Raw genomic sequence first — 24,672 nt, 5'->3', positions numbered from 1 at the left:
CGCTCACATCCGGGCGCCGAAGTTCTGCGTCCACCACGGGCCGCCCGAGCCCTGGTGGATTCCCACGCCGATGTCCTTGAAGGAGCAGTTGAGGATGTTGGCGCGATGGCCCGGGCTCTTCATCCACGAGTCCATCACCGAGGCCGCGGTCTGCTGGCCCCGCGCGATGTTCTCCCCGTACGTCGACCAGCGGTACCCGGCGGCCGTCGTCCGCTGCCCCGGGTCGGCTCCGTCGGGATTGGTGTGCGAGAAGAAGTTCCGGTTCGCCATGTCGTCGGAATGCCCCTGGGCAGCCGCCCGCAGCTGCGAGTCCTCCTTGAGGGCTCCGCAGCCCGCCTCCGCGCGCTCCTTGTTGACCAGGGCGATGACCTGGCCGGCGATTCCCGGCGGGGCGGGCGCGGGAGCGGGTGCCGAAGTGCGCGGCGGCGTGGACTTGGTCGGCGTCGGGCTGGGGCTCGGGCTCTGCACGGTCGGGCTCGGCGAGGCGGAGGCCGACGGGGAGGGGGACGCGGAGGGCGAGGCCGAGGGCGACGGGGAGGCGGAGTCGGGCGCCGACAGCGCGGCCAGCGGCGTGGCGGGCGCGCCGTCGGCCTCTTGGTCGCCCGAGCCGGGGAGTCCGCCGAGGTAGGCCAGTCCGCCGCCCGCGACGCACGCGGCGAGCACCGCACCGCCGATCACCCGGCGGCGGCTCTGCTTGCGCTTGCGCACTGCGCTGCGGCCCCGGCCGGGCGTGGCGTCCGGGATGCCGCCCTCGCTGGAGACCGTGGGGGTGAGCTGCGTCGCGGCGTCGGAGAAGTCCGTAACGCCGAAGTCCGTGCCGCCGAAGTCCGTGTCACCGGGGCCGGGGCCGGGGCCGGGGCCGGGGCCGGGGGTGCCGAGCCCCGGTTCGGCGAAGCCCGGGTCGGCATACCCCGCGGGGGCGCCCGCGCCGCCCTCGGTCGCGTACGCCGCGTTCGCTGGGGCGAAGTGTGCACCCGCCGGTACGAAACCGCCCGCCGCGGCCGACCGTATGCCGGCCAGCAGGGCCACCGAGACCGGGACCAGGGCCAGGCCCGCGAGCAGCCCTTCCGCCGGGAGCAGTCCGCTCCACAGTCCTGCGCACCGTATGCACTCCCGCGCGTGCCGGGCTATTCGCTTGCGCCACAGCGTCGACGGCAGGCCGTCCCAGCTGGCCGTCACCGTCCGCAGCCCCTCGCAGGGCGGCTGCGCGTCCAGGGCCCGTTCCACCACCCGGGCGGACTCCAGCTGGGCCTTCATCCGCTGCACGCGCACCGCGGTGTGCTGCGGGGACAGTTCCAGGGCCGCGGCCACCTCGGAGCGGCTCAGCTCACCAGCGCATTCCAGCCACCACAGCGACAGCAGCGCCCGGTCGTCGGTCTCCAGCCAGCGGGTGGCCCGGGCCGTTTCCCGCCGCTGCCCCTCCAACTGGAGCCGTACGACCGTCAGGTCCACGAAGTCGGCACCCGGGTCCGCCAGCTCCCAGGCGGCTTCCAGGCCGCTTTCACCGGGGGCGCTGTGTCGGGCCTGCCAGTGCGCCCGTACCCGGTTCATCGCGATCGCCACCAGCCAGGAACGGAAGCTCTCGTCCACGCGCAGGCCGCTGAGGCCGTCGAGCGCCCGGAGCATCGTGTCCTGCACCACGTCGTCCACGTCGCAGGACCCGTTCAGGGCGCGTCCGACGATGTTGTAGACGAGCGGCAGGTACGTGCCGACGAGCTCGTCCTGCGCGCGGGGATCGCCCGCCCGGGCCGCTGCCACCAGCGCTGCCGTGTGCTGTGTAGTCATGTGCTGTTTCCCTGTCCGTACCGGCGGTCGATGATGCCCACTACCTGGGAGACCGTCGAGCGGGGTCCGGATAACAGTTATCCGGAAGAAGAATCCGCGGCTTCCTGGGAGTAGCGCCGTGCGGACGCGTCCACCTGGGCGAGCCGCCTCAGGGCCGCAAGCATCGCATCCCCCAGTACGGTGCCCACCACCACCCGCTCCACCAGCTCCTCCGGGCGCTGTCGACGGGTCACGAAGTCGAGGTCGGCGGCGGCGATCCGCTCTCCGGCGGCGGCGAACTCGTCCAGAGTCGACCGGGTCGGGGAAGGCGACGTCGACGGTCCGCGCGGCAGCGCCGAGGAGCAGGTGCACGGGGCGGTCGCGGTCCTCCACCGCTTCGACCAGGACACCAACGTCAGCCTCGGCTACAAGGCGGTCTATCCCGACGAGGCTGTCCAAGCCCATCTGGCCTTCCTGGCCCGTCGACGAGCTATGCGGCCAACCGATGAATACCGTGTCCCGACCGACGAGGAGTGGAGCGAATTCCTGGGCCACTTCGAGCGGCGCAAGGTCTCCATCGGCACCTGCGACCGCTCGTTCAGTACCCCCTGCATCCACGAGCACGCCTGCTTCTGTGAACCAGACCATCGCTCTGGCTTGCAGGAGTCGCCTCGGACCGCTGCTTCGCGTTCGGCTCTTGCTGCCGTGAGTGAGGCTCTTGACCCTCACGTGGCGTCAGGCTGCATAGTCGGTGCCGTGGATGATCACTGGACCGTGGGACGCGTGGCCGAGCTCGCCGACGTGAGCGTCCGCACGCTGCATCACTACGACGAGATCGGGCTCGTCCGGCCGTCGGCGCGGACCGTGGCCGGGTACCGGGCCTACTCGGCGGGCGACGTGGAGCGGCTGCGGGAGGTGCTGGCCTATCGGCGGTTGGGTTTCGGGCTGCAGGAGGTCGCGGAACTGGTCGCAGACCCGTCCACCGACACGGCCGCGCACCTGCGCCGACTGCGCGGCCTGCTGCTGGAGCGGCGTGATCGCGCTGACGCCATGGTGGCGGCCATCGACAGGGAACTTGAGGCACGGGCGAAGGGACTGAAGGTGACACCGGAGGAGCAACTGGAGATGCTCGGTGCACGGCTGTACGACGCGATCGGCGGCGCCTACACCGCGACACGGCGTACCGATCCGCGGATCGCCGCGCAGATCTGGGACGCGCTCGGGGACACGCAGACGGTGCTGAACGTCGGGGCCGGCACCGGCTCCTACGAGCCTGCTGATCGCGACGTGACCGCGGTGGAGCCATCGGCGGTCATGCGGGGGCAGCGGCCTGCCGGCTCGGCGCCGTGCGTGGCCGCCGCCGCGGAGAGCCTGCCGTTCGAGGACCACTCCTTCGACGTCGCCATGGCCGTCTCCACCGTTCACCACTGGGGGGACCCGTTAGCGGGGCTGCGCGAGATGCGGCGCGTGGCCCGCCGCGTCGTGGTGCTCACGTTCGACACCGACGAGCCCGGATGGCAGGACCGGTTCTGGCTTACCCGCGACTACCTGCCTGAGTTCGCCGCCGTCCTCGCGGAATTTCCCTCCCTGGCTGGGATGGCCGACGCGATCGGCGCCCGCGTTGAGCCGGTGCCCATCCCGTGGGACTGCGCTGACGGCCTGTTCGAGGCTTACTGGCGCCGACCGGGGGCGTATCTGGAGGATCACGTGCGCCGTGCGATGTCGGTGTGGACGAGGGTCGGACCGGAGGTCGAGCAGGGGGCGGTGCGAAGCCTTAGCGACGACCTCGAATCCGGCCGGTGGGCCGAGCGCAACAGCGACCTCGCCGACCTCGACGCGGCAGATCTCGGCCTCCGCCTGCTCATTGCTTGAACCGCGTCGCAGCGTCAGTGCCATGGCGGCATTTGGATGGCTCGCCGGTCATGTGCGGCGCTGAGCGGGCATGGCGCTGTGGACAGGACCGGCCGCGCGACTCGGCATGCCCAGGTCGATCGCCCGCGAGCCCCGCTGGTCGATCTGCGCAAGCTTGTCCTCCGCTCCGGCGAGGCTGATTCGCAGTCCTTCGACCTCGCCGAGCCAGCCTTCGCGTTCGGCTTCGGTGATGCGTGCAATGAGGTTGTCGCGGATCTCCTCCAACCGGATGAGCTTGACCGGGGCCGGCTGGAGGAGCGAGCAACGAACGCAAGCATGTTCATGGACACAAGGGCTTGAGGAGGCACGAGCGTAGGTGCCGATGGAGACCTTGCGCTTCTCGAAGTGCGCGAGGAATGCGTCCCCTTCCTCCTCGGTGGGGATCCGATACTCATCGCTGGGTCGGGTGGCCCTGCGGCGGGCGATGAAGGCGCGATGGGCCTCGATCGTCTCGGCGGGGTAGATCGCTAGTGGTGTGCTCGGGTATTGGAACTCTCTGAATGCCTCCTGCCCCCGCAGTTTCGCTCGGGTCGCCGGCGTGCTGCGGTCCTGTATCAGGTCAGGTCAGGTCGGTGCGAGGGTCGATAGCCCAGTGGTTGGTTCGCAGGACTCGACCGGCGAAGGGCACGTCTCGCTTGCCCAGGAACCGGAAGCCGAGCGTGCGGCAGATGCCGTTGGACGGGGCGTTGGTTGTTGCGGGGAATGCGTGTATCAACCCCCACCGGCCGTTGTCGCGGGCCAGCTCAAGAAGCTTGCGGACGCCCAGCTTCCCGAGTCCCTGTCCCTGGTACTCCGGCAGCACCATCCAGCCGATCTCGGAGATGCGCTCGCCGTCTGCGTCGTGAGGCCACAAGGCCACGGTACCCGCAACCACGTTCAGCTCGGCCTCATCGGGCACGATCATCTTTGTCCAGTCGGTGTCCGCTGCGACTCGTTGAACATCACGTTGGACCTTCGCCTCCATGCCTTCGCGAGGCAGCGGGCCGCCCAGCTCGGCCATCATGACCGGGTCGCATCGCATCCGGACGTAGGCGTCGACGTCACCGTACTCAACATCACGTAGCAGCATCTATGTTGCTCCCTTGTCTATGGATTCAGACATCATGGTGGCGGCGGCTTACCTCGGCTGCGTAGGCGGCCCAGTCCCCGGCGGCGGCTCGCTGCCATTTGATGGCGACGGTGATGTCGAACGTCGGTGATCGGGTCCCGGGCCCCGCAAGGACGCCTCCGCCGCCGGCGCCGTCGAGACCGTGATCGACGAAGCCTGCCGGACCCTGCACCTGCCCACGATCCGCTCACGCTGGGAGGAGATCGCGTCCACGGCGCTGCAGGAGCGAACCAGCTACAAGGACTTCCTGGCCGACCTGTTGGAAGCCGAGTGTCTCCAGCACGAGGAGCGGAAGACCCGGCTGGTCAGGGAGGCGACTTCGCCCGCCCCAAGCGGCTGGAGGACTTCGAGTTCGAGAAAAGTTCGAACGTGCCCCCCGACCAGGTCAGCACCCTGGCCGACCCAGCCGGGGTGAAAGCCGGCCTGCCGCTCTGTCTGATTGGGGACTCCGGCACCGGCAAGTCACACCTGCTGATCGCAATCGCTTCGAACGCCCCGTTCTCGGAGTGGAAGCAGACGTTCACCGACCCGCGGCTCTGCGCGGCGATCGTGGACCGAGACCGGCACCGACAGCTTCCGCTTCAAGAAGACCCAGAAGACACCGCAAGTCCTGAGTGCGTTTCCGTGGCGCGGCGTTCCGCCCGTCCCGTCCCGTCGTGCTCAGAGCAGCGGAGCGAGTGCCTCCGTGGCCGCGCGTAGGGCGGGAGCGTACGTCTCGATCTCCTCGCGGGAGACGAGGAAGGTGACGGTGGTGACGCTGACCCCGCCGATCGGTCGGCCCGTTGGGCCCAGGACCGCGGCGCCGATGCAGCGGATGGTCGGCTCGTTCTCCTCGTCGTCCACGGCGAACCCCCGGGCGTGGACCGCCTGCAGCTCCGCCCGCAGGGCATCCGGGGTGGTCAGTGTCCTCGGCGTGCGGCGCGGCAGCCCCGCGCCGGTGACCAGGGCGCTCACCTCCTCGTCGGGCAGGTGCGCCAGGATGCTCTTGCCGATCGCGGTGCTGTGCAGCGGCATCCGCATCCCGACCCGGGATGCCGTCAGGAACGGCTGGTCGCCCTCCAGCTTCCGGATGTAGGTGAGCGTCTCCCCGCTGTGCAGGGCGAGGTGGACGGTCTGGCCGGTGGCCTCCCGCAACTCGCCGAGGATCCGCCCGATGCTCTGCTGCTCACTGCCGCTGATCAGGGCGGACAGCGCACGCAGTCGAGGGCCCACCGCGTACCGGGATTCGCCTTCGAGGCGTACGAAGCCCTGCTCGATCAGTGAGGCGAGGATTCGGAAGGTGCTCGACTTCGGGACGGCTGCCGCCACCGTCACATCGGTGAGCCGGTGCGGCCCGCCGGGCGCGGCCACCGCCTCCAGGATCCGCATCGCCTTCTCCAGGGCGGTCCCGGCCGCCGAGGTCCGGCCGCCGCGGGAGGTGGCGCCGACGCCGGCTCCGCCGGCGGCCTCGGCTTCCGAGTCCCTCGTGTCACTCATATCCCTCTCGTTCCTCTGGCCCTTCTCATCGGGCATGCGCTCTCCCAAGGCGGGCCGGGTTGTGGGTAGGGTCTCGGCAAGGAGTTCCAATACACGGTACCGCGTGCCACTACGTGGCACACGAGGGGGTCTTCCGTTGTCCTGTCACCCGTACGCGGCGCTGGCCGCCCAAGGCCTGCTGCCAGTGCTGCGCAACGCCGACGCGGACGAGGCCGTCCGCCGGACCACCGCCCTGCTGGCCGCCGGCTGCCGCGCGATCGAACTGACCACCTCCACCCCCGGCTGGGCCGAGGCCGTCGCCCGTACCGCACCGCTCACCGACGCCCACGACCGTCCCGCCCTGATCGGCGTCGGCACCGTCACCACCACAGCCGAGGCCGAGTCCGCCCTGGCCGCGGGCGCGGCCTTCCTGATCTCCCCCTACCCGGCCCCCGAAGTCCGCGCCGTCGCCACACGGCGCGGGGCGGTCTTCGTGGAGGGTGGCTTCACCCCGGGCGAGATCGCCTCCGCCGTCCGGGCCGCCGGCGCCGCCAAGGTCTTCCCGGCGCACGTCGGCGGCCCGCAGTTCATCCGCTCCCTCAAAGCGGTGCTGCCCGAGGCCCTGTTCATCACGACCGGAGGCATTCGCCCCGACGAGACCCGACAATGGCTCGACGCTGGGGCGACCGCCGTCGGGATCGGCACCGGCCTGCCGGAGGACCTCGGCGAACTCGCCGCACTGTTCGCCGAGTTGGCACGGCCCTGCTGCGCCCACTGCGCCCGTCCGGAGCGCTGAGGTGCCTCCCCGAACCGCATACGACGTACTCGTCCTCGGCGAGGTCCTCGTGGAGGTCCACGCCGACACCGCGCTATCGGAAGCCGCGGACGGCACCCCGGCCCGCATCTCCTACTCCGGCGACGCCCTCAACACGGCCGCCGCCGCGGTGGCCGCCGGGGCTCGGACCGCCCTGCTCGCCGTCATCGGAGACGACGAGCTCAGCACACCGCTGCTGCACCGCGCGACCGAGCTCGGCATCGACGTCTCCCACGTGCGCCGCGCCCCGCGCCCCAACGGCGCCTACCTGCTCGCCGCCGACACCGAGGGCGACCGTGCGTTCGTCTACTGGCGGACCCACAGCGCCGGTTCCACCCTCTCCACCCGGCACGTCGATTCCTGGCGGGAGCTGCTGACCGGCGCGAAGGCCCTCGTCACCAGCGGGATCACCGGCGCGCTCTCCCCGACCAGCCGCGATGCGGTGGTGGCCGCCGCCGAGACCGTGCACGGCGCCGGCGGGCACGTCGCCTACGACCCCAACTTCCGTTCCCGGCTCACCGGGCGGGCCAAGGCCCGGGAGCTACTCGCCCGGGTCGCCCCGCTCACCGGGCTGCTCAAGTCCTCCTGCCCCTCCGACGCGCAGGCCCTGCTCGGCACCAGCGACCCGCGCACCGCCGCCGCCCGCTACCGTGCGCTCGGAGCCCGTACGGTCGTCATCACCGCGGGCGCGGACCGGTTGCTGCTCGACGACGGCAGCCGGCCCGCGTACCACCCCGTGCCCGTCAACCCCGATCCGGTCGACGCGACCGGTGCCGGGGACTGCTTCACCGGCACCACCACCGCCCGGCTCGTCCTCGGTGACCACCTCGTCGACGCCGTCGCGTACGGCGCGGCAGCGGCCTCCCTCTCGGTGTCGGGGCGCGGCGGCACCGGACGCGTTCCCGCGTTCGCCGAGACGGCGGCCCTGGCCGCCGCACACCGCACGGCCGGGCGGAACCGCCACCTGCCACCGCGGCATACCCACACCAGCCCGAACCGGACCGAGCACTACTAGCGCCCTTCGAGTAGCGCGATCTCCTCGGGGGACAGGCGTAGCGCCCCGGCGGCGATGTTCTCGACGAGGTGGTCCGGGTTCCCGGTGCCCGGGATCGCGAGCACGTGCGGGCCGCGGTTCAAGGTCCAGGCGAGCCGCAGTTGCGCCGTCGACACCCCGTGTGTCGCGGCGATGTCCCGCACCTGCCGGCCGTCCTCCGTGATCACCCCGGCCTCCTTGCCCGCGCCGGCGATCGCGAAGAACGGCACGAAGGCGACGCCCTGTTGCCCGCACGCGTCGAGGAAGGCGTGGTCCTCGGCCGGCGAGTCGATCCCGTACGGGTTCTGCACGCAGACGACGGGGGCGATGGCGCGGGCCTCCGCGAGCTGGTCGGGACGTACGTTGGACACGCCGAGGTGCCGGACGAGCCCAGCCGTGCGCAGCTCGGCGAGCGCGCCGAAGTGCTCCGCGATCGAACCGGTGGTCTCACGGCGCGGTATGCGCAGGTTGACCACGTCGAGGTGGTCGCGCCCCAGCTGGCGCAGGTTCTCCTCGACCTGCCCGCGCAGCTGCTCGGGCGTGGCCCACCACCACTCCCCGGCGGAGTCCCGGCCCGGACCGACCTTGCTGGTGATCACCAGCTCGTCGCCGTACGGGGCAAGGGCCCGGTTGATCAGCTCGTTGGCCGAGCGCAGTGGAGAGAAGTAGAAGGACGCGGTGTCGATGTGGTTCACCCCGAGTTCGACCGCCCGCCGCAGCACGGCGATCACCCGGTCGCGGTCGCTGGGGGAGCCGTCGGCGAGGTGCGTCAGGCGCATGGCGCCGAAGCCGATGCGGCGGACGGTGAGGTCGCCGAGTTGCCAGGTGCCGGACGCTGCCGCGGTGATCGTTTCGGGAGTCATGCGGTGAGGGTAACCGGGTCGGCGACCCAGCCCGCGGCGAGAACCAGCCGGGAGGTGCGGTGGACGGCGAGGAAACCGAAGGGACGGTGGAAGGAGACCTCGACCCGGCGGACGCGGTGACCGGGCCGGGGCGGCGGCCCCCCGCCGGGCTGGGCCGCGATCGCGGTGACGGCCGCGGCTTCGAACCCGGTCGCGTCGAAAGCGGCCATGGCGGACTGCCGGGCAGAACCGACGGCCAGGGGTTCGGGGCTGATCCCCGGGAAGTGCCCGGAGGTGGGATCGCTGGCGCTCTCCAACCCGAACAGGCTGGCGTGCTCCAGCAGGTCGTGCTCGGCCCGGACCGAGAAGGCCACGGTGTCGACGTGGAGCACGGGTTCCGGGGCGTACGCGTCGACCGTACGGACGGTCAGACCGGGAGCGGGGCGCCCCTCGGGGAGGGACCCGGCGCCCACGGCCGGGGCCGCTCCCGTGACTACGGCCAGCCCTGCGGCCAGAACCTCGCCCGCCGACACCTGCGGCTCACCGAGGAGCAGGTGCACGTCCAACCCGTCCGCTCCACGGACTTCCAGGGCGGTGACCGGACCGGCCGGGCCGTGCGTCACGCGGACCGGGTCCAGCTCCGACGTGGTGCGGGACAAGCCGCGCAGGATCCGCCCGTGCCACGGTCCGTGATCGGGCCGCAGGGACCGCTCCGCGAACGGCTCCGCCCACCGCAACCGCAGCGCGAGCGCGGAGGCGAGGACCAGCCGGGTGTCCTGCTGGAGCGAGACGGGCATCTCCTCGACGAGGCCGTCGGTCCGCTGCTGCGCCCACCCGTCCAGGGTCTTGCGGTCGGTGTCCTCGTCGCCGGTCAGGGTGCCCCGGGCCCCGTGCGGGAGCGAGGCGAGCCACGGGTCCGCCAGGGGGAGGTCCGCCCTGGTCCACAGGCCGGTGGCCGCCCGCAGGCCCCGTACGTCGGCCAGTGCGTCGAGCAGGTCCCGGGCGGTCTCGACCGCGGAATCGGCGGATGTGCCCAGCGCTTCCGCGAGTTCGGCGCGGGCGGGTCCGTCGGCGCCGCCCGCCAGGAAGGCGAGCAGGGGCCAGACCCCGGTCGCCATCACGACGGTTCCCTCCTCGCCGGTCGCCGCCTGCTCGGCCCAGCGCATGGTGAGTCGGTTGACCGCCCGTACCGTCGTGTTCGTCATGGCGGGGAGCGTACGGGGTGGGACGCCGCCGAGCGGGGTCAATTCTCCGCGGCCCGGCGAGCGTTGTACTGCGCAGTGTCTGTTGTGGCGAGCAAGAATCCTCCGCAACACCCGTGCGGGACGAACTTCCTCTCACTCGACACACGAAATCAGTTGGACCTTCGGCCCGCTCCATGCCAGAGTTGGCCTCACCGAAGGGGTGTAGCTCAGCTGGTCAGAGCGCTGGTCTCCAAAACCAGATGTCGCAGGTTCGAATCCTGCCGTCCCTGCAAGCAGTGCGCGGCGTCGGGCCCGTCCCTCTCCAGGGGGCGGGCCCGACGCCGTTCCCTCCCACCCGTCCCCGCCGGTCCGTTCGGTCCGTCCCCTTCTGGACCCTGGGTGGCCTGGGCGGCGCGGAAATCCCGGTAGGCGTGCTCACCGCGCTCGTCGGCGGACCGTTCTTCCTGTGGATGCTGCGTCGATCCACCCGGATCGATGGGTTGCGGGATGACCGGACAGCGGCCCGTGGAACTCGCCGTCTACGCCTGACGGGTGCCTGATGGGCGGTCATGCGATGCATGACCGCCCGGAGCAGGGGCTACTCGGCCGTGGGCTCCTGGTAGCCGTACGGGCGGGTGATGATCTCCATCCCGTGACCGGACGGGTCCAGGAAGTAGACGCCCCGGCCGCCGTCGTTGTGGTTGATCTCGCCGGGCCGCTTCATGTGCGGGTCGGCGAAGTACGGGACCCCGCCCGCCCGGATCTTCTCGAACGACACGTCGAACTCCTCCTCGGAGAGGAGGAACGCGTAGTGCTGCGCGGTGATGGTCCCGGACGGGACGGTCGCGAAGTCCAGGGTGACGCCGTTACCCGTGTCGACGGGGACGAACGGGCCCCACTGCGTCCCGACCCGCAGGCCGAGGATGTTCGCCAGGAACTCGGCGGATTCCCGGTTGTTCCGGGAGTGGATGATCGTGTGGTTCAGCTCTACTGCCATGGATGAATGCCTCCGCAAGGCACATCACGGCACCTCCATGCCTCACCCAGCCGGTGACCGACACGCGATGCCGTGATCCCGATCCTACATTTCGTTCACCGTGGACCTCCGTACACCGCACCGAGGTTGTCCCGTGCGGGATGCGTGCGCCCGGCCGGGCCGGCCGCGAACACCCGCAGCAGGTTCTCCGTCACCCGGGTGGTCAACGCCCCCGACTTCGCATCCAGGCCGTGGTTGGCCCCGCTCCGGCCGTCGCCCGTCGCGTCGAGGGCCTCCACCCACCGCATGGTCCCGGTCGCGAACACCCCCGCACCGCTCGGTACCGTGTAGTACGCCGTGTCGTGGTGGCTGGGCCGGCCCTCGCAGACCACGGGGGAGTGGGCCAGGACCTCGATCGGCCGGGGCGTCGGAAAACCGGTGTTGACCTTGTCGTACTCCACCCCCACCAGGTGTGCGAAGCCGTCGCCCGCCCGCACGCCGGTGCCCTCGAACAGCCAGTGGCCCGGGTTGGTCACCACGTACGGGGCGTCCACCGGGTAGCCGTCGTAGATCACGCCGAGCAAGGAGCTCTCCGGGTCCGCGCCCGGGGCGGAGCGGAAGTCGGCGGTGGCCGGGTGGCCCCGCTTGAACCCCGGGTCCTGGTCGTAGGCGGACTTGTAGCAGACCACCGTACGATCCGGTCCGAGGTCCGAGGGCTCCAGTCGGATCCGGCGGAAGCAGCAGTTCGCGCCCAGGATCGCGATGTTGGTTCCGGCGTCCCGGGCCGCCGTGACGTGGGCCCGTTGCTCGGGCGACCAGTACTCGTCGTGGCCGAGGGAGAGCATCGCCGAGGCCCCCTCCAGCAGCCGCTTCTCCCGCGCCACGTCGGTGGTGGTCGCATAGGCCAGGGGTATGCCGAGCCGTTCGGCGAGCGCCAGCAGCGGGGCCTCGTACACGAGGAACAGGCCGGCGCCGTCGTCGTACTCGTACGGCCGGTCGAAGGTGACGGCGAGGGAGCGCGAGGCGTAGCCGCCGGTGGGTCCGTCGTAGCTCCCGTAGCCGCCCCACCGGTTGTACGCCTGCCAGGTCGCCACCGCGTTCACCACGACCGTACGACCGGTGGCCGTGGCAGAGCGCACGGTGATCGGCACGAAGCGCTGGCCCTCGCCGCCCTGGGCGTCGAGCCGCAGCAGGTAGCAGCCCTCAGGCCAGCCCCCGGTGTCGACGGTGGTGGTACGGGGCCACCGCGTGCGGACCGTCCGGGTCGCGGGATCCACCGCGTGCTCGGGCTGGCGGACGCCGGGCAGGGCCTCGGACCGCCACACCAGCCGGGCCCGGGCGCCGCCGTACCAGCCCATCCGGTAGGCGGAGACGGTGAACCGGGGCGCCGTGGTGGACACGTGCAGTCCGAAGGACTCACCCGGCAGGACGCTGACCCTGTCGGCGAAGCCCTCCATGGACCGCGCCGGACCGGCCTTGGTCACGCGCCAGTCGGCGTGACCCGGCTTGGCGTTCTCGGCCTCGACGTCGAAACCGCCCGGTCCGGCCTTCCCCGCCGAACTGCTCGACACCGGCTCCTTGCGCGGTCCCGGCCCGTGCGCCCCGCTGGCGGACTCCCCGTCCGCGCAACCGGCCACGGCCCCGAGACCGGCGGCCGTGGCCGCCCCCGTCGCGATTGCGAGAAACCGGCGCCTGCCCGCGACCGCGCCGTCCCCGGCTATGTGCTCCTGTTCCATACGGGCACGTTATGGCACCGTTGGCATCCCTCTGATATCGGCCCGGCGACCCGCCTCGTGACCAGCCGACCGAACTCGTGAGCAAGCCCGTGTGGCTGTGTCCGCGTGAGCGGTGGAAACGACGAACGGTATGCACTCGGCCGGCAGCACAAGGCCTTGCGTAAGGCGATCGCGAGGAATCGGACCAGCTCGCACCGTACCGTTCCGCCGGCCTCCTCCCGTCCCCGAGCCCCTCGGGATCGGCATGACGTACGACTACAGGAGCTGACACTCGGCCCCTTGCCCACCACGACGTCACCCCAGCCGCACCACCACCTGCTGCGTGGTCCCCGCCGCCGCGGTGAGATCCCCGAACCCGAGGCGCAACTGCGCACCGGTGGCCTCCGAGACGACGCTCGGGGGCCGGGACAGCACCGCGGCGACGGACCGGTTCCACACCAGGGTCAGCCCGGTCAGCACCCGGGCCGGATCGGAGACGCAGACCGCGGCCGTACCGTCGGGTCGCTCTCGGACCGTCACCGAACAGGGTGCGGTCGCCTGCAGCGGGCCGGCCGTCCCTGCCTGCCAGAAATTGACCCCGGTGAATCCCAAGGAGGACACCGAGACGCCCTGGGCCGTCTCCGAGTTGGCGAGCAATCTAAGCCAGCCCGCAGCGGCGGCCCGCACGGCGGTCTGGGCCGCCGTGGCCCCCGGCAGTATCTGGTGGACGTATCCGGCGCTCACCGGATCCGTGCCGTGGTCGTACCAGAGGGTGAGGTAGCGCCGTGTCAGGGCCGTGGTGGACCCGCCCCGGTTGATGTCGCTCCACCGGCCGGTGCGGGCCGCGCGCAGGGCCCTGAACGGGCCCGCGCCCGACATCACGTACCCGCCGACGCCCGCGAGGTGAGCCCAACCAGGGGAGGGGAAGGCCGCCGACCAGCCGAGGGCGGTGGGCTGGGCGGTGCCACTGACGACCAGGGCATGAACGCCGGCGGCGCCCAGATTACGGTTGTCGACCACCGTCTCGACGGCTGCCCCGTCCGTGCAGGCGATCCCTGCCCCCAGGCAGACGATCGTGTCGGTGAGGAAGAACCAGGACTTGCGGGCCGTGAGCGTGCTGCCCAGACCCCGCAGATGCTGGCCGATCGAGGCGAACTCCCCGTCGCTCGTACCGCCCACCCAGGCCGCCTCGGGCCGTGCGGCCCCCCAGTCACCGCCAGCTCCGTCCGCCAGCAGCTTCCGTGACACGGTGGTTCCCGGTAGCCGGTACGGATCCACGGTGGGCCAGAAGGCATCTGCGTACTGCCCGTTTCCGAACGTGGACCCCCACCAGGACAGCATTCCGCTCCCGGTGTGCCAGCCGCGCAGGTTCTCCCCGTTACCCGTCTCGTAGTGGGCGATCCGCTTCGAGGCCATGGACAGTCCGGCCGCCCAGCCGGGCCGGCGGTGCGTGGCCCGGTCCATGGACGTGAACAGCCGGTGCTCGACCGGCTCGGGCAGGGCCGTGACCGAGGGGTCGGACTCGACCTCCGCCAGCCGGGTGAGCGAGGACAGGGCGAGCGTCGCGTCCGCGAGCGGGCGGCTGTAGTAGTCCCTGGCCATCGAGCCCTTCACCAGTCCCCGCCAACGGGCCCGCTCGGCACTGCTCGCGCCCTCCGCGAGGAGCAGGATCGCGGCGAGCACCGCATGCCCCCGGGCGTGGTCGTCCTGCGGGACCCGTCGCGGGTCGGCGACCATCAGGCCGCGGCTCACCGCCCGCCCCGACACCGCGTCCATGACCAGCCCGTTGAACAGGAACGGTGCCCACGCCTGCTCCACCGCATCGAACACGATCTGTGTCCCGGGGTCCGTGAGCTGCCACGGAGTGCCCTTCAGTAGCCCGAGCAGCAGCCCCAGTCCGCCGAGCAACACCGCACCGTACGTCCCGGTGTACGGCACCCACGTGTGCTGGACGAAGGATCCGTCCCGGTAGAGCCCGTCGCCCGCGGTGGCGTACGGGAACACCGGCGCGAGCGCGTCCCGAGCCAGGGCGATCTTCGCCGAGTCCGCGCCGACCACCCCGCGCAGCGCCAGAACCCGACACAGGTCCACGCGGTTCGCACCCGTACTGGTGCCGGTGTACGAGCCGACGACCGAGTCCGGCACGAAGTGGTCCACGGCCGCGCAGAAATCGGCGAGGCGGGCGGCCGACAACTCCTCGTACAGCAGCACGCACAGGTCCAGCAGGGCCTGCGGGGCGCCGATCTGCCAGCAGTACCAGTTGCCGTAGCGCACCTGACCGCAGTGGTAGACGTCCGTGTGCAAGTGGTCCAGCCCCATCAGCAGGGCCGATCGCAGCCCGCCGTCCCCCGTGAGCCCGGTCCCGGGCCGGACGTACGCCTCCGCCATGGTCCGCAGCCGGTAGTAGCTCTGCATCATCAACTCGGGATCGCCGCCGTAGGCCAGGTCGGGCCACAGGGAGCCAGCCGCCGGCGCCATGACGGACCGCCAACCACCGGCGAGTCCGCCGAGCTCCGCGAGTCTCGAACGGAACGGCTCGACCGTGGTCGCGACGTCACCACCCAGGACGAGCCCGCGCCACACCGCGCGCATGGCGTCGTGGACCTCGCTCACCGGCCCGGCGCCCGCGCGAGTCGACGCCCCCGGCAAGAACGCACCCCCGCCCGCGGCGGAGAGGAAGGCACGCCGACTCCACACCTTTGTCATCGCTTGCTCCTTGTCCGTTCCCGTTCCCGTTCCCGATCCGATTTCCGCCGGCAGGTCACCGCCCGCCCGTATGGCCCGCCTCACGCCACGTGCTCCCGGTAGCGCTCGATCACCTCCCGCAACACTTCGCCGCCATCCCGCGCCCATAGCCCCGGATGGAAGACCTCCACCTCCACCGGACCCCGGTAGCCGACACCATCGGCCAGCTCCCGGAAGGCCCGCAGGTCGATGCAGCCGTCACCCAACTGCCCCCGGCCGCACAGTGCCCCTTCGGGAAGCGGGGTCACCCAGTCGGCGACCTGCACCGACACGATCCGCCCGGAGTCGCCGGCCCGGCGCAGGTCGGCCGGCAGCCGGTCGTCCCACCACAGGTGGTACGCGTCGGCGACCACACCCACCCGCCCCGCCGGGAACTGCTCGGCGATGTCCAGGGCCTGGCCGAGGGTGGAGACCACGCACCGGTCAGCGGCGAACATGGGATGCAGCGGCTCGATCCCGAGGCGCACGCCGTACGCGGCAGCCCAGGGCACGAGCTCGCCCAGGATGTCCACGATCCGCCGGCGCGCCCCCGCCAGGTCCCGGTCGCCGGCCGGTAGGCCGCCCGAAACCAGGACGAGTACGTCGGCACCCAGCTCGGCGGCCTCCTCCACGGCCCGACGGTTGTCTTCGATGGCCGCCGACCGCCCCGCCGGATCGGCGGCGGTGAAGAACCCGCCGCGGCACAGCGAGCTCACCCGCAGCCCGGCCCCGGCGACCAGCTCCGCCGTCTTGCGCAGCCCGAACTCCCGGACCGGATCCCGCCACAGCCCGACCGTGTCCACTCCGGCCGCCGTGCACCCGGCGACCAGCTCGGGCATCGACCACTGGCGGATCGTCTCCTGGTTGAGGCTGAACCGGATCGGGGCGGGCACCTCACTCACGACGCCACCCCGTGTACGGCGAGGAGCTGCCGCATCCGTGTCTCTGCCCGCTCCGGATCGGGTAACAGGCCCAGCCGGTCGGCTAGTTCGTACGCGGTGACCAGATGGAGGAGGGACCGCGCAGACTGGAGTCCGGCCACCATCGTGAAATGATCCTGGTAACCCGCCAGCCAGGCCAGCAGCACCACCCCCGTCTTGTAGTAGCGGGTCGGCGGGGCGAACAGGTGCCGGGACAGCGCCACCGTCGGATCCAACAGCCCCCGGAAGCCGGCGAGGTCGTCCCGGTCGAGGGCGAGCGCCGCTCGGGCGGCCAGTGGTGCGATCGGATCGAAGATGCCCAGCAGCGCGTCGCTGGCCAGCTCTCCGTCTCCGGCGATCAGCTCCGGATAGTGGTGGTCGTCGCCCGTGTAGCACCGGGTGCCCGGCGGGAGTCTGCGCCGGATGTCCACCTCGCGCTCCGCGTCCAGCAGCGAGACCTTGATCCCGTCCACCTTGTCCGGGCACTCGGTGACGATCTTCAGGAAGACGTCCGTGGCGGCGTCGAGATCGATGTGGCCCCAGTACCCGGCCAACTCCGGGTCGAACATCGGGCCCAGCCAGTGGAGCACGACCGGTCGGGCGCTCTGCCGCAGCAGCCTTCCGTACACCTCCAGATAGTCCTCCGGGCCGCGCGCCGAGGCCGCCAGGGCTCGCGAGGCCATGAGTACGGCCCCCGCCCCGCACGCCTCGGTGTGAGCGAGCTGTTCCTCGTACGCGGCGGTGATCGCGGCCAGGGAGTGCACACCGCCCGCAGCGAGTTGATCGGTGCCCGCTCCGCAGACGATCCGGCCGCCCACCGCCCGGGCTTCGGCGGCCGACCGGCGCATCAGCTCCGCCGCGGCGGGCCAGTCCAGGCCCATCCCGCGCTGCGCGGTGTCCATGGCCTCCGCGACCCCGAGGCCCTGTGCCCACAGCCGGTGCCGGAAGGCCAGCGTGGCCTCCCAGTCCAGCCGTGGACCGGCCTGCGCCGAGGTGGTGAGCGGATCGGCGACCACATGGGCTGCCGCATAGAACCTGCGGCTGCGGGCCGGAGCGCCGATCGACGGTGCGAGCGGTTCGGTACAGGGGCGGTGCACGCGGTATCCGCCGTCCGCCGAAGGCAGCCGGATGCTCACAGGACCACCTCCGGCACTCGCAGCCGACGGCCCTCCACCGAGGAGCGCAACCCCAGCTCGGCGAGCTGCACCCCGCGCGCCCCGGCCAGCAGGTCCCACTGCCAGGGCTCGTCGAGCACGACATGGCGCAGGAACAGCTCCCACTGGGCCTTGAAACCGTTGTCGAATGGTCCGTTGTCCGGCACCTCCTGCCACTGGTCGCGGAACGCCTCGGTCTGCGGCAGATCCGGATTCCACACCGGCTTGGGCGTGGCCGCACGGTGCTGGACGCGGCAGCCGCGCAGCCCGGCGACCGCCGATCCGTGCGTCCCGTCCACCTGGAACTCCACCAGTTCGTCCCGGTGGACCCGGACCGCCCAGGAGGAGTTGACCTGGGCGACGGCGCCGCCCTCCAGTTCGAAGATGCCATAAGCGGCGTCGTCCGCCGTCGCCTCGTATGGCTTGCGCTCCTCGTCCCAGCGGCGGCCGATGTGGGTGCGGGCAAGTGCCTGCACCGTCCGCACCCGACCGAACAGCTCGTGCAGCAGGTATTCCCAGTGCGGGAACATGTCGGCGACGATGCCCCCGCCGTCCTGGACCCGGTAGTTCCACGACGGTCGCTGCGCCGGCTGCCAGTCGCCCTCGAACACCCAGTACCCGAACTCCCCGCGCACGGAGAGGACCTCGCCGAAGAAGCCGCCTTCGACGAGCCGTCTCAGTTTCAGTAGGCCCGGGAGGAACAGTTTGTCCTGGACCACGCCGTGTTTGACCCCGGCCGCGGCGGCCAGGCGGGCCAGTGCGAGCGAAGAGGCGAAGGTCAGGGCCGTCGGTTTCTCGCAGTACACGTGCTTGCCCGCTGCCACGGCCTGCCGGACCGCGGCCTCGCGGGCACCGGTGATCTGCGCGTCGAAGTAGATCTCGACCTCCGGGTCGGCCAGTACGGCCGCCAGGTCCGTGTCGAAGTGCTCCAGTCCGTGCTTCTCCGCGATGGCCCGCAGCGCCGGCTCCCGGCGTCCGACCAGCACCGGTTCGGGCCACAGCAGCCTGCCGTCACCCAGGTCCAACCCGCCCTGCTCGCGCAGGGCCAGCAAGGAACGGACCAGATGCTGGCGGTATCCCATCCGGCCGGTCACGCCGTTCATGGCGATCTTGATCGTCCTGCGCTCCACGGTGTCTTCCTCCATGTATCGCGTGCTCTTCGTGTTCTTCGTGCCCTCGTGTCCTTCGCGGTCCAGCGGGAAGTTCGATGAAAGCCCGATAGAAAGCGCTTTCACTCCATTCAGGCTAGGGTCGGGAATCACTCCCATGCAAGACTCGTTCGAGTGATAGAAAGCGCTTTCTCTTTCGGGCATCATGGAGATCCACACCCCGGATGAGACGGTGATCCGGGACGGACAGGAGGGGTGCAGGATGGCGGTGACCCTTGCCGAGGTCGCGGCGCACGCGGGCGTGTCGCCGGCGACGGTCTCGCGCGTGCTCAACGGCGGATACCCGGTGGCTGGCGGCACCCGTACCCGGGTGGAACAAGCCGTCGAAGAGCTCGGCTACGTGGCCAACGGCCCCGCCCGCGCCCTCGCCGCCGCCACCTCCGACCTGATCGGCGTCCTCGTCCACGACGTCGCGGACAGCTTCTTCGGGATCCTCGCCGGATCCCTGCAGAGCGCCCTCGCGCCCACCGGGCGAGGAGACGCCCGGCGACTCGCCGTCGTCTGCAACACCGAGGGCGCCCCCGCGGCCGAACTGGCCTACCTCGCCCTGCTGGAGGGCCAGCGGGCCGGCGGCGTCGTACTCACCGGCGGCGCCGTGGAGGAGCCCGAGCACACCGCCGCGCTCACGGCCCGCATCACCCGGATGGCCGGCGCCGGTGCGCCGGTCGTCCTGTGCGGGCGCCCTCCGCTGCCCGTGCCCGCCGCACTGCCCGTCGCGACCGTCATGTTCGACGACCGCGGCGGCGCGTTCCGCCTCGCCGAACACCTGCTGACCCTCGGCCACCGGCGCATCGCCTACGTGGCCGGCCCTCCGGGACTGAGCACCACCCGGGAACGGCTCGGCGGACACCACGAAGCCCTGCGCCGGCACGATCCGCGTCTCCTCGAAGCCTGCGACGCGCTCACCGTGCACGCCGGCTTCGAGCGCTCCGCCGGTTACGACGCCACCCGAGAACTGCTGCGCCGCGGCGCGTCCTTCACCGCGGTCGCCGCCGCCAACGACACCGTCGCCACCGGAGTGGCCGCGGCCTTGCGCGAGGGGGGCCTGCGCATTCCCGAGGACGTCTCCGTCGCCGGCTTCGACGACCTCCCCTTCTCCCTTGACACCGCGCCCGCGCTCACCACCGTACGGATACCCCTGCGCGAGGCGGGCGCGCTCGCCGCCCAGCTGGTCACCGGCCGCAAGCCGCTGCCTCCGGGCGGCATCACCACCCTGCCCACCGAGCTGATGGTGCGTGATTCCACCGCACCGCCCCCGTCCGAGGGGAGCCGTCCGTGAGATACGCCTTCTCCACCCTCGGCCTGCCCGGCGCCCCGCTCGACCGGAGCGCGGCCCTCGCGGCCGCCCACGGTTTCGACGGCCTCGAACTGCGCGCCCACCCCGAGGAACCCCTGCACCCCGCCAGCCCGGTAGCCGACCGTGCCGCGGGCCTGCGTACCCTCGCCGCCGCCGGTATCACGGTCCTCGGGGTCGCGGGCTACGCCCAGGTGGCCGCTCCGGAAGCGGACGAACAGGTCCTCGCCGAACTGCGGGGACTGGTACGGCTCGCCGCAGACCTCGAAGCCCCCTACGTGCGGGTGTTTCCCGGGGGCGCCGGGCAGTCCGAGGCCCGCGCCGACGCCCGCGCCGTGCGCCGGCTGGCCGCCGCCGCGCCGTTCGCCACGCGGCACGGCGTGCGCATCCTGCTCGAAACCCACGACTCGCACCGGACTGGAGCCGCCGCCGCGCGGGTACTGGACCGCGTCGGGCATCCCGGCGCGGGCGCGCTGTGGGACGTACTGCACACCTGGCTCGGGGGCGAGTCGCCTGCCGAGTCGCGACGGGCCCTGGCCCGGCACTTGGGCTACGTACAGGTGAAGGACGTGGCGTCCGCACAGGAGCTCACCCCCGTCGGGCTCGGCGCCGGAGTGGTTCCGCTCGCCGACGCGGTGGCCGCCGTACCACGGGACGGCTGGCTCTGCTGGGAGTACGAGAAGCGCTGGTACCCCGGTGCCGTCGAGCTGCCGGGGCAGCTCGCACGGGGTAGGGAATACCTGGAGCGACTCGTGGTGGCGACGCCTCACGCCGAGTAGGCCAGCCGCCCGCGGTCGACGGCGTAGCGGAAGTCCAGACCGAGGGCGTACCGCTCCAGCTCCTCGACCGCCGTCGCCGCCAGCCGGTCCAGCTCCGTGCCCAGCGACCCCGCGACGTGCGGGGTGAGCAGCACGTTCGGGAGGTTGTACAGCGGAGATCCGGCGGGCAGCGCCTCGGGCTCGGTGTGATCGAGCACGGCGTGCAGCCGTCCGGCGACCAGCTCCTCCGTCAGCGCCGCGGTGTCGACGAGCGAGCCCCGTGCGGTGTTGACGAGCGTGGCCCCGTCCGGCATCAGGGCCAGCCGGGACGCGTCCAGCAGGTGCCGGGTCTGGGGGAGTGCGGGAGCGTGCAGGCTCACCACGTCGCTGCGGCGCAGGAGTTCGTCGAGCCCGCAGGCCTCGCCGCCCAGCGCATCGAGTTCGGCGGGATCGGCGTACGGGTCGTGGACGAGCACCCGCAGGTCGAAGGGGCGCAGTAGCTCCATGACGCGCCGGCCGATGAGCGAGGCACCGACGATCCCGACGGTGCGCTGGTAGTTGCCCACGGCCGGGTAGCGACGCAGCAGGTCGATGGGGCCGCGCGTGGCACGGTAGGCGTGGGCGGATTCCAGCACCCGTTTGTTGGCGAACAGGATCGCGGCGAGCGTGTACTCGGCGACCGGTACGGCGTTGGCGGCAGCGGCGCTGGAGACGAGCAGTCCGCGCTCCCAGCAGGCGTCCGTGACATGGTGTTTGACACTGCCCGCGGCGTGGACCACGGCGCGTAGCCGCGGCATCCGGCGCAGCGCCTCGGCATCGAGGGGTGGGCAGCCCCAGCCCGTGAACAGCACCTCGGCCCGTGCCAGGCGCCGGCGGAGTTCGGGCTCGGCATGGGCGAAGTCGGTCACCAGCAGGTCGGCATCCACATCTGCGACGCGGACGAGTTCGGGCAGCACCCGGCCGCTGAGCACTGCGGATCGGGTACCGGGGCTCATGGCGAGCACGGTGGCGGGGCGACGGCGGGCGGGGAAACGATGGGTCACTTGACGGCTCCTGCGGTGAGACCCGAGCGCCAGAACCGCTGGAGCCGGAGGAAGGCCAGCACGAGCGGGACGACGGCGACGAGTGAACCGGTGATCACCAGGGGATAGAACTCGGGTTGCTGGTAGACGCTGCGGTTCCACATGAACAGGCCCAGACTCACGGGGTAGAGCCGCTCGTCGTTCAGCATGGTCAGCGCGCCGTAGAAGTTGTTCCAGATCGCCGTGAAGGTGAACAGGAAGATGGTCACAAACCCGGGCCACAGCATCGGGAACGACACGTGCGCGAAGACCCGCAGTTCACCCGCGCCGTCCACGCGGGCCGCGCCGAGCACCTCGTCGGGGACGTAGCCCTGCGTGAACACCCGGGCCAGGTACATCCCGAAGGGGCGCAAGACGTCCCGTCACGATGCCACCGGTATCGCGATCGGGCGATGCGCCCTCGGGCACCCGATCCGGCGACGGACGGCGCCGCCCCGCGACGCCCTGCACACGATGCGCGCGCGAACGGAGACGACCCCAAGAACGCGGCCGCCCAGTGCATCCAACCCCGGTACCGAGCTGCCGCTGGGCGACCGGCCCGACCTCGGCCGCGCCACCGTCGTCGCCCTCCAGTGACCCCGCCCTTACCGGGAGGCGGACCGGGCCCCGGCCCGCCTCGACGACCGGGCCGACGCCGACGCCGACGCCGACGCCGACGCCGACGCCGACGCGGACGCCGACGCGGACGCCGACGCGTCCGGCACATCGCCGCCTGGAGAACGAACCGGTCGCACGGGTCGCGGAGTTGCTGAGCGCCGGGCGGCTGCGGGTGGAGACCGCCGGCGAACGTACTGCCTAGACTGCCACTCGGTCGATCACGAGCCCGACGAGCGTGGAGGAACCCACCGCATGCGTTACATCCCCCTGGGCAGTTCGGGACTTCAGGTGTCCGCCGTCGGACTCGGCTGCAACAACTTCGGCGGGCGCCTCGATGCCCAGGCCACCCGCGCCGTGGTCGACGCCGCCCTCGACGCGGGGATCACCCTCCTCGACACCGCCGACATCTACGGCGGCCGGGGCGGCTCCGAGAACCACCTCGGCCAGGCCCTGAAGGGGCGCCGCGACCAGGTCGTCCTCGCCACCAAGTTCGGCTACGCGGGCATGGACATGGAGTACGGGCCCGCCGCCGGATCCCGTGGCGGTCGTGCCTATATCCGGCGGGCCGTCGAGGAGTCCCTGCGCCGCCTCGACACCGACCACATCGACCTCTACCAGCTGCACAGCCCCGACCCCGCCACCCCCGTGGCCGAGACGCTGGCCGCGCTCACCGAGCTCGTCACCGAGGGCAAGGTGCGCTACATCGGCCACTCCAACTTCAGCGGCTGGCAGCTCGCCGAAGCCGCCCACGTCGCCCGCGAGACGGGCGCGGTCCCCTTCGTATCGGCCCAGAACGAATGGTCCCTGCTCCAGCGCAGCGCGGAGTCGGAGCTGGTCCCGGCGGCCGTGCACTACGGCGTCGGGGTGCTCCCGTACTTCCCGCTCGCCAACGGCCTGCTGACCGGCAAGATCCGCCGGGGTGCGCCCGTTCCGGCCGGCTCCCGTCTGGAGGGGCGCGACGCCTACCTCACCGAGGCGCGGCTCGACACCGTGGAGGCGCTCGCCGCCCTCGCCGACCAGCACGGTCGCAGTGTCCTCGAACTCGCCATCGGCTGGCTCTCCGCCCAGCCCGGCTGCTCCTCCGTCATCGCGGGTGCCACCTCCGCCGAGCAGGTGAGGGCCAACGCGGCCGTCGCCGAACGCCTGCTGGAGCCCGAACTGCTCGCGGAGATCGACACGATCGCGGCGGCGGGGGCGTCGGCGTGAAGGACATGCTGCGCTGCGCCGTCCTGGACGACTACCAGGAGGTGTCCACGAGCATTGCGGACTGGTCGAGCGTGGCGGACCGGGTGGAGGTGGTGACGTACACCGACCACCTCTCCCACGAGGACTGGCTGGCCGCGCGCCTGGCCGACTTCGACATCGTCGTCAGCCTGCGCGAGCGGGTGCCCTTCCGGGCGACCCTGCTCGACCGGCTGCCCCGCCTCAAGCTGCTCGTCGCGAGCGGTATGCGCAATTCGGTCATCGACTACGCCGCCGCCGAACGCAACGGCGTGACCGTGTGCGGCACCGCCAGCTCCGCCACTCCGCCCGTCGAGCTGACCTGGGCGCTGCTGCTGGGCCTGGCCCGGTCCGTCGTCCAGGAGAACACCGCCCTGCGCGCGTACGGCCCCTGGCAGAGCACCCTCGGCGCCGACCTGCACGGCCGGCGGCTGGGCCTGCTGGGCCTGGGCAAGATCGGCAGCCGGGTGGCCGCGGTCGGTCTCGCCTTCGGGATGGACGTCGTCGCCTGGAGCCGGAACCTCACGAAGGAGCGGTGCGCGGAGGTGGGCGTCGGCCTTGCCGCGTCCAAGGAGGAACTGCTGGCGAGCAGCGACTTCGTCTCCGTCCACCTCGCGCTCGGCGAACGCACCCGCGGCCTGATCGGCGCCCCTGAACTCGCGCTGATGCGCCCCACCGCCTATCTCGTCAACACCGCGCGGGCGGCCATCGTGGACCAGGACGCGCTCCTCGACGCCCTGCGCGAGGGGCGCATCGCGGGTGCGGGCCTCGACGTGTTCGACACCGAGCCGCTGCCGGGCGACCATCCGGTGCGTTCCGCCCCGAGGCTGCTGGCCACGCCCCACCTGGGCTACGCGACGCGGGCCAACTACGCCACGTACTACGGCGAAGCGGTCGAGGACATCCGTGCGTTCCTCGACGGTTCGCCCGTGAGGGTCCTGCCGTAACGGC

At 71.8% G+C, this 24,672-nt stretch carries 24 protein-coding genes, 1 tRNA gene and 1 pseudogene; 11 read left to right on the top strand and 15 right to left on the bottom strand.

What is annotated here, in order from left to right; translation table 11 throughout:
* Positions 1–3: 3 nt before the first annotated feature.
* On the bottom strand, positions 4–1,785 hold the full coding sequence (locus ABZZ20_RS20690) for a sigma-70 family RNA polymerase sigma factor (protein WP_356871502.1): 1,782 nt from the start codon (positions 1,783–1,785) through the stop codon (positions 4–6).
* A gap of 77 nt (positions 1,786–1,862) precedes the next feature.
* Entirely contained in the window at positions 1,863–2,174 is a 312-nt protein-coding gene (locus tag ABZZ20_RS20685; RefSeq protein ID WP_356871500.1) for a hypothetical protein, read from the bottom strand.
* 364 nt (positions 2,175–2,538) lie between these two features.
* Here ABZZ20_RS20685 and ABZZ20_RS20680 point away from each other — a divergent pair, with 364 nt between their 5' ends.
* The gene (locus ABZZ20_RS20680; protein WP_356871604.1) at positions 2,539–3,636 is read left to right on the top strand and encodes a MerR family transcriptional regulator; all 1,098 of its coding nucleotides are present in this window, start codon (positions 2,539–2,541) and stop codon (positions 3,634–3,636) included.
* 48 nt (positions 3,637–3,684) lie between these two features.
* Here ABZZ20_RS20680 and ABZZ20_RS20675 read toward each other — a convergent pair whose 3' ends face one another.
* Both ABZZ20_RS20675 and ABZZ20_RS20670 read right to left on the bottom strand, forming a co-directional pair.
* A complete protein-coding gene (locus tag ABZZ20_RS20675; RefSeq protein WP_356871498.1) occupies positions 3,685–3,900 on the bottom strand; it encodes a hypothetical protein in 216 nt (71 codons plus the stop codon).
* A gap of 334 nt (positions 3,901–4,234) precedes the next feature.
* Positions 4,235–4,744, bottom strand: coding sequence for a GNAT family N-acetyltransferase (locus ABZZ20_RS20670; RefSeq protein WP_356871496.1), 510 nt, complete (start codon positions 4,742–4,744; stop codon positions 4,235–4,237).
* Positions 4,745–4,925: 181 nt separating this feature from the next.
* Here ABZZ20_RS20670 and ABZZ20_RS20665 point away from each other — a divergent pair, with 181 nt between their 5' ends.
* Positions 4,926–5,198, top strand: a complete 273-nt coding sequence (locus ABZZ20_RS20665) for an ATP-binding protein (RefSeq protein WP_356871494.1) — start codon at positions 4,926–4,928, stop codon at positions 5,196–5,198.
* On the top strand, positions 5,153–5,482 hold the full coding sequence (locus ABZZ20_RS20660; RefSeq protein ID WP_356871492.1) for a hypothetical protein: 330 nt from the start codon (positions 5,153–5,155) through the stop codon (positions 5,480–5,482). The genes ABZZ20_RS20665 and ABZZ20_RS20660 overlap by 46 nt, the downstream gene beginning before the upstream one ends.
* Here the strand turns inward: ABZZ20_RS20660 and ABZZ20_RS20655 are convergent.
* On the bottom strand, positions 5,444–6,259 hold the full coding sequence (locus tag ABZZ20_RS20655; protein ID WP_356871490.1) for an IclR family transcriptional regulator: 816 nt from the start codon (positions 6,257–6,259) through the stop codon (positions 5,444–5,446). The two genes, ABZZ20_RS20660 and ABZZ20_RS20655, sit on opposite strands and share 39 nt — an antisense overlap.
* Positions 6,260–6,395: 136 nt before the next feature.
* Here ABZZ20_RS20655 and ABZZ20_RS20650 point away from each other — a divergent pair, with 136 nt between their 5' ends.
* Both ABZZ20_RS20650 and ABZZ20_RS20645 read left to right on the top strand, forming a co-directional pair.
* Positions 6,396–7,034, top strand: coding sequence for a bifunctional 4-hydroxy-2-oxoglutarate aldolase/2-dehydro-3-deoxy-phosphogluconate aldolase (locus ABZZ20_RS20650; RefSeq protein WP_356871488.1), 639 nt, complete (start codon positions 6,396–6,398; stop codon positions 7,032–7,034).
* A 1-nt stretch (position 7,035) separates the two neighbouring features.
* On the top strand, positions 7,036–8,067 hold the full coding sequence (locus ABZZ20_RS20645; protein WP_356871486.1) for a PfkB family carbohydrate kinase: 1,032 nt from the start codon (positions 7,036–7,038) through the stop codon (positions 8,065–8,067).
* Here the strand turns inward: ABZZ20_RS20645 and ABZZ20_RS20640 are convergent.
* Entirely contained in the window at positions 8,064–8,948 is an 885-nt protein-coding gene (locus ABZZ20_RS20640; RefSeq protein WP_356871484.1) for an aldo/keto reductase, read from the bottom strand. The two genes, ABZZ20_RS20645 and ABZZ20_RS20640, sit on opposite strands and share 4 nt — an antisense overlap.
* Entirely contained in the window at positions 8,945–10,132 is a 1,188-nt protein-coding gene (locus ABZZ20_RS20635) for a serpin family protein (RefSeq protein ID WP_356871483.1), read from the bottom strand. The genes ABZZ20_RS20640 and ABZZ20_RS20635 overlap by 4 nt, the downstream gene beginning before the upstream one ends.
* 195 nt (positions 10,133–10,327) lie before the next feature.
* Between ABZZ20_RS20635 and ABZZ20_RS20630 the strand changes: the two genes are divergently transcribed.
* A tRNA-Trp gene (locus ABZZ20_RS20630) sits at positions 10,328–10,401 on the top strand.
* A 308-nt stretch (positions 10,402–10,709) separates the two neighbouring features.
* Here ABZZ20_RS20630 and ABZZ20_RS20625 read toward each other — a convergent pair.
* The 6 genes from ABZZ20_RS20625 to ABZZ20_RS20600 form a co-directional block, all read right to left on the bottom strand.
* Complete coding sequence (locus ABZZ20_RS20625; protein WP_356871481.1) at positions 10,710–11,108, bottom strand: VOC family protein; 399 nt, start codon at positions 11,106–11,108, stop codon at positions 10,710–10,712.
* A 95-nt stretch (positions 11,109–11,203) separates the two neighbouring features.
* A complete protein-coding gene (locus ABZZ20_RS20620) occupies positions 11,204–12,823 on the bottom strand; it encodes a N,N-dimethylformamidase beta subunit family domain-containing protein (protein ID WP_356871479.1) in 1,620 nt (539 codons plus the stop codon).
* Between the two features lie 294 nt (positions 12,824–13,117).
* Complete coding sequence (locus ABZZ20_RS20615; RefSeq protein ID WP_356871477.1) at positions 13,118–15,508, bottom strand: polysaccharide lyase 8 family protein; 2,391 nt, start codon at positions 15,506–15,508, stop codon at positions 13,118–13,120.
* An 80-nt stretch (positions 15,509–15,588) separates the two neighbouring features.
* Positions 15,589–16,428 carry a sugar phosphate isomerase/epimerase family protein gene (locus ABZZ20_RS20610; RefSeq protein ID WP_356871475.1) on the bottom strand — a complete coding sequence of 280 codons (840 nt, stop codon included), beginning with the start codon at positions 16,426–16,428 and terminating at the stop codon, positions 15,589–15,591.
* A complete protein-coding gene (locus tag ABZZ20_RS20605; protein ID WP_356871473.1) occupies positions 16,425–17,582 on the bottom strand; it encodes a dihydrodipicolinate synthase family protein in 1,158 nt (385 codons plus the stop codon). The genes ABZZ20_RS20610 and ABZZ20_RS20605 overlap by 4 nt, the downstream gene beginning before the upstream one ends.
* Positions 17,579–18,730, bottom strand: a complete 1,152-nt coding sequence (locus ABZZ20_RS20600) for a Gfo/Idh/MocA family oxidoreductase (RefSeq protein ID WP_356871602.1) — start codon at positions 18,728–18,730, stop codon at positions 17,579–17,581. The genes ABZZ20_RS20605 and ABZZ20_RS20600 overlap by 4 nt, the downstream gene beginning before the upstream one ends.
* 241 nt (positions 18,731–18,971) lie before the next feature.
* Here ABZZ20_RS20600 and ABZZ20_RS20595 point away from each other — a divergent pair, with 241 nt between their 5' ends.
* Positions 18,972–20,048, top strand: a complete 1,077-nt coding sequence (locus tag ABZZ20_RS20595; RefSeq protein WP_356871471.1) for a LacI family DNA-binding transcriptional regulator — start codon at positions 18,972–18,974, stop codon at positions 20,046–20,048.
* A complete protein-coding gene (locus ABZZ20_RS20590; RefSeq protein ID WP_356871469.1) occupies positions 20,045–20,842 on the top strand; it encodes a sugar phosphate isomerase/epimerase family protein in 798 nt (265 codons plus the stop codon). The genes ABZZ20_RS20595 and ABZZ20_RS20590 overlap by 4 nt, the downstream gene beginning before the upstream one ends.
* Here the strand turns inward: ABZZ20_RS20590 and ABZZ20_RS20585 are convergent.
* Positions 20,830–21,816 carry a hydroxyacid dehydrogenase gene (locus ABZZ20_RS20585; protein WP_356871600.1) on the bottom strand — a complete coding sequence of 329 codons (987 nt, stop codon included), beginning with the start codon at positions 21,814–21,816 and terminating at the stop codon, positions 20,830–20,832. The two genes, ABZZ20_RS20590 and ABZZ20_RS20585, sit on opposite strands and share 13 nt — an antisense overlap.
* Positions 21,817–21,860: 44 nt before the next feature.
* Positions 21,861–22,259, bottom strand: a pseudogene (locus ABZZ20_RS20580) (ABC transporter permease subunit); the annotation flags it as partial.
* Between the two features lie 97 nt (positions 22,260–22,356).
* Between ABZZ20_RS20580 and ABZZ20_RS20575 the strand changes: the two are divergent.
* The 3 genes from ABZZ20_RS20575 (at position 22,357) to ABZZ20_RS20565 (ending at position 24,668) form a co-directional block, all read left to right on the top strand.
* Positions 22,357–22,479: a hypothetical protein gene (locus ABZZ20_RS20575; RefSeq protein WP_356871616.1), complete on the top strand. Its 123-nt coding sequence runs from the start codon at positions 22,357–22,359 to the stop codon at positions 22,477–22,479.
* A 273-nt stretch (positions 22,480–22,752) separates the two neighbouring features.
* On the top strand, positions 22,753–23,706 hold the full coding sequence (locus ABZZ20_RS20570; RefSeq protein WP_356871467.1) for an aldo/keto reductase: 954 nt from the start codon (positions 22,753–22,755) through the stop codon (positions 23,704–23,706).
* Positions 23,707–23,711: 5 nt separating this feature from the next.
* The gene (locus tag ABZZ20_RS20565; protein ID WP_356871598.1) at positions 23,712–24,668 is read left to right on the top strand and encodes a D-2-hydroxyacid dehydrogenase family protein; all 957 of its coding nucleotides are present in this window, start codon (positions 23,712–23,714) and stop codon (positions 24,666–24,668) included.
* Positions 24,669–24,672 lie beyond the last annotated feature (4 nt).

Source organism: Streptomyces sp. NPDC006430, assembly GCF_040612395.1.
Lineage (GTDB): Bacteria > Actinomycetota > Actinomycetes > Streptomycetales > Streptomycetaceae > Streptomyces.
The sequence above is the reverse complement of the archived record's forward strand: the minus strand, read 5'-3'. Positions and strand labels throughout refer to the sequence as shown.

Bases quoted from the DNA above. Each gene is read 5' to 3' on its own strand.
- ABZZ20_RS20690 (WP_356871502.1), bottom strand. From the start codon at position 1,785: ATGACTACACAGCACACGGCAGCGCTGGTGGCAGCGGCCCGGGCGGGC.
- ABZZ20_RS20670 (WP_356871496.1), bottom strand. From the start codon at position 4,744: ATGCTGCTACGTGATGTTGAGTACGGTGACGTCGACGCCTACGTCCGG.
- ABZZ20_RS20655 (WP_356871490.1), bottom strand. From the start codon at position 6,259: ATGAGTGACACGAGGGACTCGGAAGCCGAGGCCGCCGGCGGAGCCGGC.
- ABZZ20_RS20640 (WP_356871484.1), bottom strand. From the start codon at position 8,948: ATGACTCCCGAAACGATCACCGCGGCAGCGTCCGGCACCTGGCAACTC.
- ABZZ20_RS20635 (WP_356871483.1), bottom strand. From the start codon at position 10,132: ATGACGAACACGACGGTACGGGCGGTCAACCGACTCACCATGCGCTGG.
- ABZZ20_RS20625 (WP_356871481.1), bottom strand. From the start codon at position 11,108: ATGGCAGTAGAGCTGAACCACACGATCATCCACTCCCGGAACAACCGG.
- ABZZ20_RS20620 (WP_356871479.1), bottom strand. From the start codon at position 12,823: ATGGAACAGGAGCACATAGCCGGGGACGGCGCGGTCGCGGGCAGGCGC.
- ABZZ20_RS20615 (WP_356871477.1), bottom strand. From the start codon at position 15,508: ATGACAAAGGTGTGGAGTCGGCGTGCCTTCCTCTCCGCCGCGGGCGGG.
- ABZZ20_RS20595 (WP_356871471.1), top strand. From the start codon at position 18,972: ATGGCGGTGACCCTTGCCGAGGTCGCGGCGCACGCGGGCGTGTCGCCG.
- ABZZ20_RS20585 (WP_356871600.1), bottom strand. From the start codon at position 21,816: ATGAGCCCCGGTACCCGATCCGCAGTGCTCAGCGGCCGGGTGCTGCCC.
- ABZZ20_RS20575 (WP_356871616.1), top strand. From the start codon at position 22,357: ATGCGCGCGCGAACGGAGACGACCCCAAGAACGCGGCCGCCCAGTGCA.
- ABZZ20_RS20570 (WP_356871467.1), top strand. From the start codon at position 22,753: ATGCGTTACATCCCCCTGGGCAGTTCGGGACTTCAGGTGTCCGCCGTC.
- ABZZ20_RS20565 (WP_356871598.1), top strand. From the start codon at position 23,712: ATGCTGCGCTGCGCCGTCCTGGACGACTACCAGGAGGTGTCCACGAGC.